General features: G+C 62.0%; 11 protein-coding genes. 4 read left to right on the top strand and 7 right to left on the bottom strand.

Annotation, left to right across the window (positions count from 1 at the left end):
• The first annotated feature begins 205 nt into the window (after positions 1–205).
• Both uvrA and D2V07_RS02695 read left to right on the top strand, forming a co-directional pair.
• Positions 206–3,115 carry an excinuclease ABC subunit UvrA gene (gene uvrA, locus D2V07_RS02700; RefSeq protein WP_119584445.1) on the top strand — a complete coding sequence of 970 codons (2,910 nt, stop codon included), beginning with the start codon at positions 206–208 and terminating at the stop codon, positions 3,113–3,115.
• A gap of 558 nt (positions 3,116–3,673) precedes the next feature.
• Positions 3,674–4,708: a hypothetical protein gene (locus D2V07_RS02695; protein ID WP_119584444.1), complete on the top strand. Its 1,035-nt coding sequence runs from the start codon at positions 3,674–3,676 to the stop codon at positions 4,706–4,708.
• 108 nt (positions 4,709–4,816) lie between these two features.
• Here the strand turns inward: D2V07_RS02695 and D2V07_RS02690 are convergent, their stop codons facing one another.
• Positions 4,817–5,044: a hypothetical protein gene (locus tag D2V07_RS02690; RefSeq protein ID WP_119584443.1), complete on the bottom strand. Its 228-nt coding sequence runs from the start codon at positions 5,042–5,044 to the stop codon at positions 4,817–4,819.
• Between the two features lie 185 nt (positions 5,045–5,229).
• On the opposite strand from D2V07_RS02690, the gene D2V07_RS18360 reads away from it, so the two are divergent.
• On the top strand, positions 5,230–6,375 hold the full coding sequence (locus tag D2V07_RS18360; protein WP_147366885.1) for a hypothetical protein: 1,146 nt from the start codon (positions 5,230–5,232) through the stop codon (positions 6,373–6,375).
• Between the two features lie 179 nt (positions 6,376–6,554).
• Entirely contained in the window at positions 6,555–7,193 is a 639-nt protein-coding gene (locus D2V07_RS02680; protein WP_119584441.1) for a putative 2OG-Fe(II) oxygenase, read from the top strand.
• Between the two features lie 3 nt (positions 7,194–7,196).
• Here the strand turns inward: D2V07_RS02680 and D2V07_RS02675 are convergent, their stop codons facing one another.
• From D2V07_RS02675 to D2V07_RS02650, 6 genes are all read right to left on the bottom strand, one after another.
• Positions 7,197–7,721, bottom strand: a complete 525-nt coding sequence (locus D2V07_RS02675) for a septal ring lytic transglycosylase RlpA family protein (RefSeq protein ID WP_233548210.1) — start codon at positions 7,719–7,721, stop codon at positions 7,197–7,199.
• 846 nt (positions 7,722–8,567) lie between these two features.
• Positions 8,568–9,782, bottom strand: coding sequence for an argininosuccinate synthase (locus D2V07_RS02670; protein ID WP_119584439.1), 1,215 nt, complete (start codon positions 9,780–9,782; stop codon positions 8,568–8,570).
• A 75-nt stretch (positions 9,783–9,857) separates the two neighbouring features.
• A complete protein-coding gene (locus tag D2V07_RS02665) occupies positions 9,858–10,415 on the bottom strand; it encodes a hypothetical protein (protein ID WP_233548209.1) in 558 nt (185 codons plus the stop codon).
• Positions 10,412–11,761 carry an MATE family efflux transporter gene (locus tag D2V07_RS02660; RefSeq protein WP_233548208.1) on the bottom strand — a complete coding sequence of 450 codons (1,350 nt, stop codon included), beginning with the start codon at positions 11,759–11,761 and terminating at the stop codon, positions 10,412–10,414. Before D2V07_RS02660 ends, D2V07_RS02665 begins: the two co-directional genes overlap by 4 nt.
• Before the next feature lie 3 nt (positions 11,762–11,764).
• A complete protein-coding gene (locus D2V07_RS02655; RefSeq protein WP_119584437.1) occupies positions 11,765–13,012 on the bottom strand; it encodes an SAM-dependent methyltransferase in 1,248 nt (415 codons plus the stop codon).
• Between the two features lie 16 nt (positions 13,013–13,028).
• Positions 13,029–14,342: an SAM-dependent methyltransferase gene (locus D2V07_RS02650; protein WP_119584436.1), complete on the bottom strand. Its 1,314-nt coding sequence runs from the start codon at positions 14,340–14,342 to the stop codon at positions 13,029–13,031.
• Between the last annotated feature and the right edge of the window lie 76 nt (positions 14,343–14,418).

The raw sequence follows: 14,418 nt of genomic DNA, 5'->3' as shown, positions 1-14,418 counted from the left end.
TATTGCGAAAAAAGGGCGGAAAACCGTACGTCTCCGGGAAAATGTCGTTGAGCGAAAAATATGGCCGTCATGACTGGAAATGGTGCGAAAATGACCTTGACGAACGAGAACATTTAAAGAACATGGTGATCGCACACGACCGCGTGGCTTCGTGGCCCTTGGTCCCACTGGACTCCTGTCCCCCCACTCCCCACTTGGACGGCCTATGGCTCTCACAAAAATCTCCGTCAAAGGCGCGCGCGAACATAATCTCAAGGGGATCGACATCGATCTCCCGCGTGACAGTCTGATCGTCATCACCGGCCTTTCCGGCTCCGGCAAGTCGTCGCTCGCGTTCGACACCATCTATGCCGAGGGGCAGCGCCGCTACGTGGAGAGCCTGTCGGCCTACGCACGCCAGTTCCTGGAGATGATGCAGAAGCCCGATGTGGAGCATATCGACGGGCTGTCGCCCGCGATTTCCATCGAGCAGAAGACGACCAGCCGCAACCCGCGCTCCACCGTGGCGACCGTGACGGAAATCTACGATTACATGCGCCTGCTGTGGGCGAGGGTGGGCGTGCCCTATTCGCCTGCCACCGGCCTGCCGATCGAGGCGCAGACGGTGTCCAACATGGTCGACCGCGTGATGGCCTTGCCCGAAGGCACGCGCCTCTACCTGCTTGCCCCCGTGGTGCGCGGCAGGAAGGGCGAATACCGCCGCGAACTGGCCGAATGGCAGAAGGCGGGTTTCACCCGCGTGCGCATCGATGGCGAGATGTACGCAATCGAGGACGCGCCTGCGCTCGACAAGAAGTTCAAGCACGATATCGAAGTGGTGGTGGATCGCCTCGCGGTGAAGGAGGGGCTGGAAACGCGCCTTGCTGACAGCTTCGAACAGGCGCTGAAACTGGCCGAGGGGCTGGCCTATGTCGACTTGGCCGATGGCGTTGTGCCGGGGCGCGAGGATGAGGCCGACAGCGGCGGCAACCTGAAAGGCGCAGGCATCCCTGCCAACCGCATCGTGTTCAGCGAGAAATTCGCCTGCCCCGTCAGCGGCTTCACCATCGAGGAGATCGAGCCGCGGCTGTTCTCCTTCAACGCCCCGCAAGGCGCCTGCCCGACGTGCGACGGCATCGGCGAAAAGCAGCTGTTCGACCCGCAACTGGTGGTGCCGAACGAGGAACTCAGCCTGAAGAAGGGCGCCGTGGTGCCCTGGGCCAAGAGCAATCCGCCGTCGCCCTATTACATGCAGGTGCTCGGATCGCTGGCCAAGGAATACGGCTTCGACCTGACGACGCCGTGGAGCGAACTCTCGCCCGAGAACCGCGACGTCATTCTCTACGGCACCAAGGGTAAGCGCGTGCCGCTCACTTTCAAGGACGGGCGCAAGGAATACACCGTGCAGAAGGCGTTCGAGGGGGTGATGGGCAACCTCAACCGCCGCATGGCGCAGACCGAAAGCGCATGGATGCAGGAGGAGCTGAGCAAGTTCCAGACCGCGCAACCGTGCGAGACCTGCGGCGGCGCGCGCCTGAACGAGAAGGCGCGGGCAGTGAAGATCCCCGGACCCGACGGCGTCACCGACATCAGCCAGCCCACCCGCTATTCCGTGGCGGACGCGCTCAAGTGGTTCGAGGCGCTGCCCGGCCACCTTACCGACACGCAGAACCAGATCGCCAAGGCCATCCTGAAGGAAATCGTCGAGCGGCTGGGCTTCCTCAACAACGTCGGCCTCGACTACCTCAACCTCGACCGTACCAGCGGCACGCTGTCGGGCGGGGAAAGCCAGCGCATCCGCCTTGCCAGCCAGATCGGCTCCGGCCTGTCGGGCGTGCTCTACGTGCTGGACGAGCCGAGCATCGGCCTCCACCAGCGCGACAACGACCGGCTGCTCGAAACCCTCAAGCGCCTGCGCGACCTCGGCAACACCGTGATCGTGGTGGAGCATGACGAGGACGCCATCCGCACGGCGGACCACGTGGTGGACCTTGGCCCCGGCGCGGGCGTGCACGGCGGCGAGGTGGTGGCGCAGGGCACCCTGAAACAGGTGCTGAAGGCCAAGAACTCGCTCACCGCCGATTACCTGACCGGTCGCCGCAAGATCGAGGTTCCGCAAAAGCGCCGCAAGGGCAACGGGCACAAGCTGACGGTCCATGGCGCGCGGGCGAATAACCTGAACAACGTGACCGCCAGCCTGCCGCTGGGCACCTTCACCTGCGTCACCGGCGTCAGCGGCAGCGGCAAGTCCAGCTTCACCATCGACACGCTCTACGCCTCTGCCGCGCGCACGCTGAACAACGCCCGCGTGGTGGCCGGCGCGCACGACAGGGTGACGGGGCTGGAATACTGCGACAAGGTGATCGAAATCGACCAGTCGCCCATCGGCCGCACCCCGCGCTCCAACCCCGCCACCTACACCGGCGCCTTCACCAATATCCGCGACTGGTTCGCAGGCCTGCCCGAAGCGCAGGCGCGCGGGTACAAGCCGGGCCGCTTCAGCTTCAACGTGAAGGGCGGCCGGTGCGAGGCGTGCCAGGGCGACGGCCTGATCAAGATCGAGATGCACTTCCTGCCCGACGTCTACGTGACGTGCGAGGAATGCGGCGGCAACCGCTACAACCGCGAGACGCTGGAGGTGAAGTTCAAGGGCCACTCCATCGCCGACGTGCTGGACATGACGATCGAGGACGCGGAGGAATTCTTCAAGGCCGTGCCCCCCATCCGCGACAAGATGCACATGCTGAACGAGGTGGGCCTCAGTTACGTGAAGGTGGGCCAGCAGGCCACCACGCTTTCAGGTGGTGAGGCGCAGCGCGTGAAACTGGCCAAGGAACTGTCGCGCCGCAGCACCGGCCAGACGCTGTATATCCTGGACGAGCCGACCACCGGCCTGCATTTCGAGGACGTGCGAAAGCTGCTGGAAGTGCTCCACCGGCTGGTGGACCAGGGCAATTCCGTGGTGGTGATCGAACACAACCTCGACGTGATCAAGACTGCCGACCACGTGCTGGACCTGGGTCCGGGCGGCGGCGTGCGCGGCGGCGAGATTGTGGCGCAGGGGACGCCGGAGGAGGTTGCTGGCGTGGAGGGGAGTTATACGGGGGCTTATTTGAAGCCGATGTTGGGAGGTTAGTAGGTCGGAGCGGAATGAAGCAAGGTGCTGAGCACATACGTTGCAGAAGTGCGGGGGCGGAATGCTTACTGGTGCCTTAGTGCCACAGATAAAACCCCATCATAACAGTCATCCTTCTCGGACTTGATTCCAAATGTTTTTGTGGCAGATGCGTCAGAGAATACAGGGAGAGGCATTTGTCGACCTCAAAATATGCTGAAACACTACCGGGGGAGTGTCCGCCAGAAGACGCTGTCAGTGAGCCGCTGGAACGCGTGTACCGGCTTACAAAGAGTGAAGACCTTTCCGAGACTGATTTTCACTCTCACGCTCAACTGGGCAGGGTCAAGACTGCTCAATACAAGGTTACAGACTGCCAGTGGGCTTCGTGCTCCCTTTTTACGACACCAGATGCCGCTTTGGCGATCAAAGGTTTGCGCCGTCGCCATCCTTGGATCACGGAACTTTCAATTCCAGCAGCCGCAGGTAAGCATAAGCTTCGTGGGGAACACGTCGATTTTTGGCGATACGCAGACTTCGACGTTTTGAGCGCCATCGAAAGTCATCGAAAGCACGATAATGACGCGTAAGGCGCTTCCAGGCAAAGTTATCCAAATTTTGCTTTGGTATGATATTCCCGAAATCCTACTCGTTGAGATAGGCAAGAACGAATTCGTTCTTGCTGTTGCCTCGGGCTGCTCTGATGATCCGGAAAACGCGTACTATGGAGCTTCTTTTTCGCAGCGACAGTTGATCGAGTATCAAGATCAAAAATTTGATCTGAGATATGCGCTCTCTAGGCCAAAATCACGGCGCTACTGGAGGTTCGAATACAGTCCCGATGATCCTAGTGTCACGGTCGAACCAATCATTTCATCAAACGAAAGCTTGAAAGCAACGATCCCTGATGCGGGAGTGTTCGCGAGAGTTCATTCAAAAATAGAAATAGTCGACAACTTCGTTCCTGACAGTGAAGAGCGTTTCCAACTGGATGGCAATTGGGAACTCGGTGAGTTTTCGCAACTGTACGGAAAAATGGAAGATGTCTATTATATCTTAAACGATATACGTCGATGGAAGCTACTTAGCCAAGGGTCGTCCCAAAAGACCGCAATTTCGAGCGCGTTCGAGAAACCTTGGCGTGGCGGTGGAAGCTACAGAAGTTTCTACGCAGACGTAGCTAACGACAATCAAGAATATAGTGAACTACGTATGGGGGGGATAAGTTATCACTCTCCGGGGTACGTCACCATTAAGGCAAAGCGAGTTGCATTTGATCAATTCTTGCAAAGTCTTGAGCAGTACAGTGAAAGTGTAAAACTAAGTAAGAAAGCTTATAATAAGCTGTACAGTACCATGTCTCAGAATCAGCTTCTTGGTGCACACCGACAAAAGGTTCTCACTGATGCCATTCGTGATCGGATGGTTAAGCGTTCTGAAGAATTATCGTCTTTTCTCGACGGAGTTTCTTACCAGTCTTTGGTCGAGATGGCGCAGGGCGATAAGGTGGTAGCTTCGAAGGTGCTACTGAGTATCTATCGCCGCATAGAGAGCCTGTATAAATTCTTTGACGAGGGACGAATTGCGCATCCGGATATTGAGTTGGGAAATTGATTACCAATAGGTGTATCCTAAGAGCGCGCGATCTGAGAAATTCGCAAATCTCTGAGCTGCATGATCGGAGATTCTGACCAGCTTTGGGTGCGCCAGACAAGCAAACCCTCAATCACCAAGTCCACCAAACTCAGCCTCCGGCACCTCCCGCCCCATCGTCCAGTTCCCCTGCATCCGCACTTTCGGGTTGGGCGCGCACCAGATTTCGCCGTTTTCGTCCAGCGCCGTCACCCAGATCAGGTGGTGTTCGGGTCCGTAGTCGATCACGCCCATGGCGAGGCCCTTGCCGCGGTCGACGATGAATACGGGCAGCGGCGGGTTTAGCTGGGTGAACATGGCGGGGGTCCGTCCGGTTTTCGCAAGAGTGGTGGAACGGAAACGCGCCAGCCTCGCGCATGGGCCGCGTCTTGCTTTTTGCTAAGTGCGCCGGGGTGACGGTCGGGGATATGAAGGCGCTTTCCTACTGGCGCGGCGCTGTGGCTCCCTCTCGCGGTTTACCTGACCCCAGTACGGAGCTGCCCATGTCCCGCCACACGCCTGTCGACCGGTTTACCCTTCCCAAGGACATACCGGACCACATTCCCGAGAGCCTTTCGGGCGTTATTCCCTCTCCCACCGATCCGCACGAACCTGCGCCTGCGCCCGCCGACGCCGCTGAGGCGGCGCGGGGGTACGTGATGCGCTCTGCCGCGGGGCGGGGGTGGGCACCCGAAGCGCCCGACCCTGCGCCCGTGGTGATGGTCCACGGCCTGCCGCATACGCCGGAGGACCTGGCCGTGCTGGTGCGGGGGGAAGGTGCCCACCCCGCTGCGACTAAGCCCGCCTCCAGCGGGCGAAGTCTCGCTCCCCTCCCGCAAGCGGTAGGGGATGATCAGAGCGCAACCGAAACTCCCCTCGCGCAGCCCCCTGCTTCCGCAGGGGCAGGTATCGGGGCCGGGGGTGGGCGATCCCCGCAACAAGCCTCCAAACCCGGCCCCGCGCCGTTGCTCACCCCGCAGTTGCAGGCGGCGTTCTGCTCGGCGCTGGCGGAGCATGGCAACGTGCGGCTCGCGTGCCGGGCGGTGCAGGTCTCTCCGCAGACGGCCTATCGCGCGCGGCGGGCTTCGTGGCCGTTCCGGCAGTGCTGGGATGCGGCGCTGGTGCTGGCGCGCGACCATGCCGAGCAGGTGCTGGCCGACCGTGCGCTCAACGGGGTGGAGGAAAAGGTCTTCTACCATGGGGAGGAGGTGGCCACGCGCACCCGCTATTCCGACCGCCTGCTGCTCGCCCACCTGGCGCGGCTCGACAAGCGGGCGCAGGAGCGCGAAACCTGCGACGATTGCGAGGCGCCGCTGATGGGGGAGGACGACTTCGACGAGGCGATAGAGGCGCTGGGCGAGGGCGAGGCGCAGGAGGCCGGGGGACCGGGCGGGATTTTCACACCAGGACAGTGTTCCATGTGTTCCACATTCGCCGCGAGGGAGCCAAAACCGCAGGCCGCCACGCCGGCGGAAAAGCGCCTCTGGTCCATGCAGGCCGCGCTCCCCCGCCATGCGCAGGAGCAGAGCGGCCTCTCGGACGAGGAATGGCACCGCGCCGAGCCGCAGCGGCTGGCGGCCTACGAATGCTGCGAGGACGATTGGTGGCTGGCGGACAGCGAATCGGCTGCAGACGTGCGCGGGGCGTGACGGCGCGGGCGTGCGAATGTCGTTGGTCGGGCGTATATGTCGCTGGTCGGGCGATGGCAGTCCCTTGTCGAACATGACTTGTGCTGTGCGAAAAAGCGAAAACGCGGCCTTGCATCGGCGGCACGGTTGTTGTTGTATCGTGGGCAACCAGTTCAACAGCACCGGGGGGTCTGCAGTCCATGGTCAGCGTCGCACAGGCGAACCAGCGGGAGTTCACCGTCAAGCCGCTCTTCGCGGAGCCGTACTTCGTCACCAACATCGCCGATGCCATCAGCCCGAAGCAGGTGGCATTCATCAAGGCGCTGAAGATGCACGAGAACCAGGTGAACCACATCTCGGACGAGCTGTACCTGTTCCGGCGCCCCGAAATGGCGAGCGTGGCCGAAGCTGTCCGCGCCGCGCTCGACACCTTTGCGCGGGAGGTGATGGGGATCTCGCAAAAGCTGGAAGTCACGCAAAGCTGGGCGCTGCGCAATCCGCCCGGCGTGGGGATGCACGGGCACACGCATTCGAACTCGGTGGTGTCAGGCTCGCTCTACTACGCGCCGATGCCCGATCCGCCGGGCAATATGATCTTCGAGCGGTACAACGGCTATCGCCAGCTGGAATTCGCGGTCGATCAGGCCAGGACCAACATCTACAACACCACCCGCAACGCCGTGGTGCCGAAACAGGGCGACCTGGTGCTGTTCTCCAGCGCGGTGCATCATTACGTGGAGCCGAACCCCGGCAAGGTCGACAGGCACTCGATCGCCTTCAACACCTTCGTGCGCGGTACGATCGGCAACTTCCGCGATGTGAGCGAACTGGAGGTGTAGTGCCTAGTTGTCGAGCAGCTCGAGCTCGACCCGGCCATGGCCCGAACGCACGATGCCGATCTGCTCCGCCGCAGCGCGCGACAGGTCGATGTCCCGCCCCCGCGTGAACGGTCCGCGATCATTGACCCGTACGACGACGGAGGCACCGTTGCGCGGGTTCGTCACCCGCACGCGGCTGCCGAAGGGCAGCGTCTTGTGGGCGGCGGTAAGGTCGTTCATGTCGAACGCTTCCCCGCTCGCCGTAGGGCGACCGTGAAAGCGACGGCCGTAGTAGCTCGCAACGCCGGGCCCGATAGGAGTGGCGCTCGGCTCGGCAGGCTCGATAGTGGTAATGTCCACCGCGTGATCGGGCAGGGCAGGCTCCGCCGGCGTATCGAAGCGCGCAAAGGCGGTTTCGAACTGCGCCTGCTCGCTGGGCTGGAACGCAGGCTGATCCTGCCTAGCGGCAGGAGCAAGGTCGGCAGACATCTGCGTGCCGACAGGCGCGTCCTGCGCAAGGCCGATGCCGCCGCCGCCTAGCAGTATCAAGGCAGCAACAGGCGCCAGCCAGCGCGTAATAGCGCGATTGGGATTTGTCCCGTCCATGGCGGCTGAGATAGCCCAATGCGGTTAAAACACCGAGTCCCTGGGCGGGAGGTAGCCGCTTCGGCGGGGCGGCTTACCGTGAAATGGGGCGAAAATGCGACGAACTGCATCGCGCTTAGGGAACGGCTCGACAATTTTGGCCGGATAAACGAAAATGGGGTCGGTATTGCTACCGACCCCACTCTCACCGGCGGTGGGTTTCCGAAGAAACGCTTATCGCCTGGCGTGTCTCCATCTGTTCCTCCCCCCGAAGGGTTTGGCCATCAGGATATGTCGCCCGGCGCTCGCGCCGGTGCCGAACCGGTGCCTGGACAGTCAGGGGGCACAAGGCCACTCCCGACAGGTCTGGCTGCCTGTCCGAGCCGGGGCTGTTACCCTGGTGTCTCGAGCGGTCCGCTGTGCAGCAAGCTGCGCCGTGAACCATTGACACCGGGGTCCAATACTCCGGCCATCCGATGATAGGTCTTCGCGGTCTCAACAGTCCGGGATGGTGTTGCCCGAAGGCTCCGCTGTCCCGTTCCTACTCCGCAATGACACTGTCATCGCGTCGAGTTCGCTTCGGTTTTCGTCTTCCTGATTCGGCAGGCGATCCAGGGAGCTAATCCGTCTTCGCTCTCGATAAATTGAGAATGCGCGCAGGGGCCGAGTCGGGCAAGGGCGCGATGGTCGACTTATCCACTTTCGAGCGAAATGCCAGTGGACAAGGGTGGATAAGTCAACAGCTCGGCGTAACAGGCGAAACTATCCCCGGTTTTCTCGCGAATGCAGCATGGAGGACGCGATTTCCGGTCAACGATCCCGCTGAGCAAGCAGTCGCAGCCGCAGGGCGTTCAACTTTATAAAGCCTGCGGCATCGGCCTGGTCATAGGCGCCGGCATCGTCCTCGAAGGTGACGTGCGCTTCCGAATACAGCGAATTGGGCGACTTGCGGCCCACGACCATCGCGTTGCCCTTGTAGAGCTTCAACCGGACGGTGCCCGCCACCTTTTCCTGGCTGAGGTCGATGGCGGCCTGCAGCATCTCGCGCTCCGGGCTGAACCAGAACCCGTTGTAGATGAGTTCTGCATACTTCGGCATCAACTCGTCCTTGAGGTGGGCGGCTCCGCGATCGAGAGTGATCTGCTCTATACCGCGATGGGCGCGGGCATAGATTTCGCCGCCGGGTGTTTCGTACATCCCGCGTGATTTCATGCCCACGAAGCGGTTCTCGACGAGGTCTAGCCGGCCGATGCCGTGCTTGCGGCCAAGGTCGTTGAGCGCGGCCAGCAGCGTGGCAGGGCTCATCGCATCGCCGTTCAGCGCAACGCCGTCACCCTTCTCGAATTCGATCGTGATGTATTCCGGGGTGTTGGGCGCCTCTTCCGGATGGTCGGTGCGAGAGTAAACGTAGTCGGGCGTCTCCTCCCACGGATCCTCCAGCACCTTGCCTTCGGAAGAGGTGTGCAGAAGGTTGGCGTCGGTAGAAAAGGGGCTCTCGCCGCGCTTGTCCTTCGGCACGGCGATCTGGTGCGCCTCAGCCCAGGCGATCAATGCCGTTCGGCTGGTCAGATCCCACTCGCGCCAGGGGGCGATGACCTTGATATTCGGGTCAAGCGCGTAGGCAGACAGTTCGAAGCGCACCTGGTCATTGCCCTTGCCGGTAGCGCCGTGTGCAATCGCATCGGCGCCGGTCTCGTGAGCGATCTCCACCAGACGCTTGGAAATCAGGGGTCGGGCGATGGAAGTGCCAAGCAGGTAGTCGCCTTCGTAGCGCGCATTGGCGCGCATCATGGGAAAGACGAAGTCACTGACGAATTCCTCGCGCACGTCCTCGATGAAGATGTGTTTGTCCGGAATGCCCATGGCGCGTGCCTTGGCGCGGGCGGGTTCGATTTCCTCGCCCTGGCCCAGATCGGCGGTGAACGTCACGACTTCCAGGCCGCGCTCCGTCTCCAGCCACTTGGCGATGACGCTGGTATCAAGGCCGCCGGAATAGGCGAGAACGACGCGTTTGATTTCGGACATGGACGAATCCCGTTGAAGAAAATTGCGCCGCGGCGGTTAGCAGCGCATTCCGCTTACGGCAAACGGGAGTAGCGATCAGGGAATTTCGCGCGCCCGCAGCTGCGGGTTCTTTTTGCCGATATAGTTCAGCCAGGCCTTCGGTCGGCGGAGGTATTCGTCGGGTACGTCGGCATCCAGACCCACCACGCGGGCCAGCGCAGCGACAAAGTGGATGCAGTTGTTCTCGTCGAGGTCGTAATACTCGCCGGGGTAGTCGCGCCAGGCTAGTACGGTGGCCAGCAGGCGGCGGTACTGCTGGTCCGTTACCGTGACCGTGAAGTGCCGATTGGTCGCCGCGATGGTGCGCTCGGTCTCCGTCATGATCATGTGCTCCGCCGGGCCCGAGGCAATTGCCTGAGATGTGTAGCGGGCCGAGAAGCCATAGTTCGCATTCACTCTCGTCCCGTCCGCAAGCTCGCCTTCCAGCACGACGAAGGTGTGCGGGTAGCGACCCCAGAGAACCGATCCATTGAAGGAATGAAACGAGACCTGCACATCGGCCTGCGCGGGTGTGGCCAGGCTCATTGTCGCCAGCACCAGCATCAGGGCGGTAAGGGCGCGGGTGAAGAGGCGGGGCAGCGGATTGCGGATCATACGGGTGTCTTGGCCTCTGACTGGCGGATATCCTTGAGCAGGCCGGGGAAATACAATGCCAGCCCACCTGCGCGCAAGAGGTAGCTGGCCGTCATCGCAATCCAAACGCCGGTGTTGTCATAGGGACGCAGCAGCAAGTCGATGCCGATATAGATTGCCGTGGCGGCGACACCGGCATTGCGCAACGCCCGTCCGCGGGTCGTGCCGATGAAGACGCCGTCCATCATATAGCTGGGCATCCCGATGAGCGGTATCAGCGCGGCATAGGGCAGGAATGCTCTCGCGGTGTCGCGTACCTGCGCATCCGTCGTGAGAAAATCGATGAGCGGGCCTCCCAAAAGCAGGAAGCAGACTGCCAGCGCGGCGCCGCTCAGGAGCGAGAATTCGCCGGTCAAGCGTATCGCACGCAGGAACCGATCTCGATCACCCCGACCATAGGCGCTACCCACGCGCTCTTCCGCCGTGAAGGCGAAGGCATCGAGGATGAAGGCGGCGAAGCTGACGAACTGTAGCAGAACGTGGTTCGCCGCCAGCGTCGCCGCCCCCAGGCGTGCGCCCGAATTGGCAAACCATGTGAAAAGGATGAGCAGGGCGACAGTGCGGATCATGATGTCGCGGTTGACAGCGAACAGCTTCGTCAGGCGGGCCCGGTCCGTCAGCAGTCTGCGCGGTGTGCGGGAAACGATGGCGAGCACGCCGGCACCCGCCACACGCGCGACGATCAGGAGACCCAGGGCAAGCGCGATAAGCTCCGCGCAGGCGGTCCCCAACCCGACGCCGAACGCGCTTAACCCCATGCCCCAGACAAACCACACGTCGAGCCCGATATTGGCCAGGTTCATCGCGATCTGCAGCGCCAGCGCCTCTCGCGTGCGGCCAAGGCCCAGCAGCCAGCCATTGATGGCATAGACGGCGAGGGCGGCAGGCGCGCCGATAAAGCGGCCCTGCATATAGCCGGAAGCCTCGGCATCGACCGGCGGCGTTCCGCTCATCACCGCCAGTGCTGCCTCGCGGATCGGCCAGCTCGCCGCCAGCAGAATGAAGCCGAGACCGAGACCGATGGCGAGAGCGCGCAGCAGCAAAGCCTCCACTTCTGCGCGGTCGCCCGATCCCTGCGCCTGGGCGGTCAGCCCGGTCATGCCCATGCGCAGGAAGCCGAAAGTCCAGAACACCAGCGTGATGATCGTCGCGCCCAGCGCCACGCCCGCCAGCGCTGTCGCATCCCCGGTCCGGCCGATCACGGCGGTATCGACAATGCCGACCAGCGGCACCGAGGCCTGCCCGAGCATGATCGGCCAGGCCTGCGAAAAGATTGCGCGGCGGGTGAGGGGCGACGACGTGCTCACGCGTCAGGTAGCAAGCAGCTTGCGCTCGGCCTCTTCGATGTAGTCACGCGTAAGGGGGAGGGCGTAGCGGTTGCGGCTGTACTGCACCTGAAAATTGCACAGTCCGCCCCATTCGAACGTCGATGTCGCTGCCGCAAGGTAGTAGGTCCACATGCGGAAGAACCGCTCGTCGAACATCGCGACGATCTTCTCGCGATGTTCCATGCACCTGGCATACCATTCGCGCAGCGTCTTGGCGTAATGCACGCGCAGCACTTCCACGTCGGTCGCCATCAGGCGCACTTTCTGGCTGGCTTCCATCATCTGGCTGAGCGCAGGGATATGGCCTCCGGGGAAGATATACTTGCGCGTGAAGGCCTCTGCCGCCACCGGGCTGCCGAAGCGACCGATGGTGTGCAGCAGCATTACCCCGTCGCCGCTCAGCATCCGGGCGCAATCGCGATAGAACGTCTCGTACTGCGGCACGCCGACATGCTCGAACATGCCGACAGAAACGATGCGGTCGTATGTCTCGCCGCGTGCGGCAAGGTCGCGGTAGTCGACCAGCTTGAACGTCACCCTGTCGGAAACGCCCGCGGCCTCGGCCCTTTCGCGGGCGAGGGCAAGCTGTTCCTCGCTCAGCGTGATCCCCGTCACTTTCACGTCGGTACGGCTGGCAAGGAAAATCGCCATGCCGCCCCAGCCGCAGCCGATATCCAGCACGTGGTTGCCCGGCTCAAGCATCAGCTTGGCGGCGATATGGGCCAGCTTCGCCTCCTGCGCCTCGCCCAGCGTCATGCCGTCGCGCGGCCAGTAGGCGCACGAATACTGCATGTGTTCGGGATCCAGCATCAGCTTGTAGAGATCGTTGCCGATATCGTAGTGATGCGCGACATTGTCCTTCGAACTGAAGGGGTTGTTCACGCTGTCCTTGATGTAGGCGAGGCGCTTCAGGACCTTGCGATGAGGCGCAGTCCGGCCGAAGCCGCCCTTCGCCTCCCAAGGGGCGTTGCGCCGCGCCAGTTCGATCAATTCCATGATCCCGCCGCGCTCTATGATGATGCGGCCATCCATGTAGGCCTCACCCACGCCCAGCTTGGTATCCAACGCGATGTCGCGGATCACCTTGCTGTCGGCGAGGCGGATTTCGACATCGGGATAGTCTGGATGCGGCGTGCCGTAGGTGGAGGTGCGGCCATCGTGCAGGGTCAGCTTCAGCGTGCCGTGCGTGATAGCCTTGCCGATCAGCCGGTCGATCAGGGTCTGGCTCATTCTTATTCCTCGGGTCTTATTCTGCCGCTTCCTTCAGCGCAGGGTCGAGGTGCCAGCGCGGCGGCTTTTCCACGTCACGCAGGCGGGCGCTTTCCTCGTAAACGTAATCACCCGTCATCGGGATGGCATCGCGTTCCTTCACGTACTGGATCTGCCAGTTCACCAGCGTGCCGTGACGGAAGCTCTGCTCTGCCCCGGCAAGGTAGAACTGCCACATGCGGAAGAATTCCTCGTCGTATAGCTCGACCAGCTCTTCCTCGTGCATGGTGGTGCGGTTGTACCATTCCTCCAGCGTGTGGCTGTAATGGAAGCGCATGGCCTCCACATCCATGACCTGCCAGCCAGCCTTCTCGCTCTCTGTCACCAGTTCGGACAGGGCCGGGATATAGCCGCCGGGGAAGATGTATTTGCGCGTCCAGGCGTCGGTGAAGCCTGGAGGGCCCGCGCGCCCGCAGCAGTGGCTGAACATCACGCCCTTTGGCGCGAGCAGCTCGTGCGTTTTCTTCATGAATTCAGGGTAGTGCGGAGTGCCGACATGCTCTAGCAGGCCGACAGAGCTGATCCGGTCGAACGTGCCTTCCACGTCGCGATAATCCATCAGCGCGAACTTCACCTTGTCGGAGACACCCGCTTCCTTCGCGCGCTCCTTGCAGAAGGCGATCTGGTCTGGTGCCAGCGCCACGCCGAGTACCTCCGCGCCGTAATGCTTGTTGAGATAAAGCGCGAGACCGCCCCAGCCGCAGCCGATATCCAGCACACGCAGCGGGCGATCCATCTCGCGCGCCTGCTGCATGTACATCTTGGCCGCGATATGCGCCTTCTTGTCGAGCTGCGCCTTCTCCAGCGAGTTCGACGTGTCGCGGTAGTAACCCATGGTGTACTGCCGGTCCTCGTCGAGGAACAGCTCGTACAGGCGCCGCGTCAGGTTGTAGGTGTGCTCCGCGTTCTTGCGCGCCTTGGTTTTCAGGTTGACGCTGTCGATCTTCGCCGCGGTCTTCTGCGCCAGGCGTTTCAGAGTGCCCTGTGGCTGCAGGGCCTTGTCGCCGTGCACTTTCGCCTGGCTGGTAACATACAGCACCATGTCACGGATATCGTGGGGTTCTTCGACGACAAGCCAGCCCCACATGTAGGCTTCACCCGCGCCGACCTGCGGATAGCGGGCGATATGGCTGCTGGCCTTCCTGTCCGTCAGGCGCACCTTGATCGGCTCGCCGTATTCGCCGTTCACGTCACCGCCCGGACCGTATTCGTAAACCTTGCCGTCGTAGTCGGTGATCACGAGCTTGCCCGCCCGGATCAGTTTTTTCAGCATCTTGTCCAGCAGCCACATAAGAAGCGATATCTCCCGAAATTCGTTTCGTTCGAAAAGGGTGTGCGGACCGTTTGGCGCACTGTCAATTCCGGGG

The organism is Aurantiacibacter zhengii, from assembly GCF_003584125.1.
GTDB lineage: Bacteria > Pseudomonadota > Alphaproteobacteria > Sphingomonadales > Sphingomonadaceae > Alteraurantiacibacter > Alteraurantiacibacter zhengii.
The sequence above is the reverse complement of the archived record's forward strand: the minus strand, read 5'-3'. Positions and strand labels throughout refer to the sequence as shown.

What these genes read in the sequence shown, in the direction of transcription:
- D2V07_RS02655 (WP_119584437.1), bottom strand. Translation starts at nt 13,012, where the DNA reads ATGAGCCAGACCCTGATCGACCGGCTGATCGGCAAGGCTATCACGCAC.
- D2V07_RS18360 (WP_147366885.1), top strand. Translation starts at nt 5,230, where the DNA reads ATGTCCCGCCACACGCCTGTCGACCGGTTTACCCTTCCCAAGGACATA.
- D2V07_RS02695 (WP_119584444.1), top strand. Translation starts at nt 3,674, where the DNA reads ATGACGCGTAAGGCGCTTCCAGGCAAAGTTATCCAAATTTTGCTTTGG.
- D2V07_RS02690 (WP_119584443.1), bottom strand. Translation starts at nt 5,044, where the DNA reads ATGTTCACCCAGCTAAACCCGCCGCTGCCCGTATTCATCGTCGACCGC.
- uvrA (WP_119584445.1), top strand. Translation starts at nt 206, where the DNA reads ATGGCTCTCACAAAAATCTCCGTCAAAGGCGCGCGCGAACATAATCTC.
- D2V07_RS02665 (WP_233548209.1), bottom strand. Translation starts at nt 10,415, where the DNA reads ATGATCCGCAATCCGCTGCCCCGCCTCTTCACCCGCGCCCTTACCGCC.
- D2V07_RS02680 (WP_119584441.1), top strand. Translation starts at nt 6,555, where the DNA reads ATGGTCAGCGTCGCACAGGCGAACCAGCGGGAGTTCACCGTCAAGCCG.
- D2V07_RS02670 (WP_119584439.1), bottom strand. Translation starts at nt 9,782, where the DNA reads ATGTCCGAAATCAAACGCGTCGTTCTCGCCTATTCCGGCGGCCTTGAT.
- D2V07_RS02650 (WP_119584436.1), bottom strand. Translation starts at nt 14,342, where the DNA reads ATGTGGCTGCTGGACAAGATGCTGAAAAAACTGATCCGGGCGGGCAAG.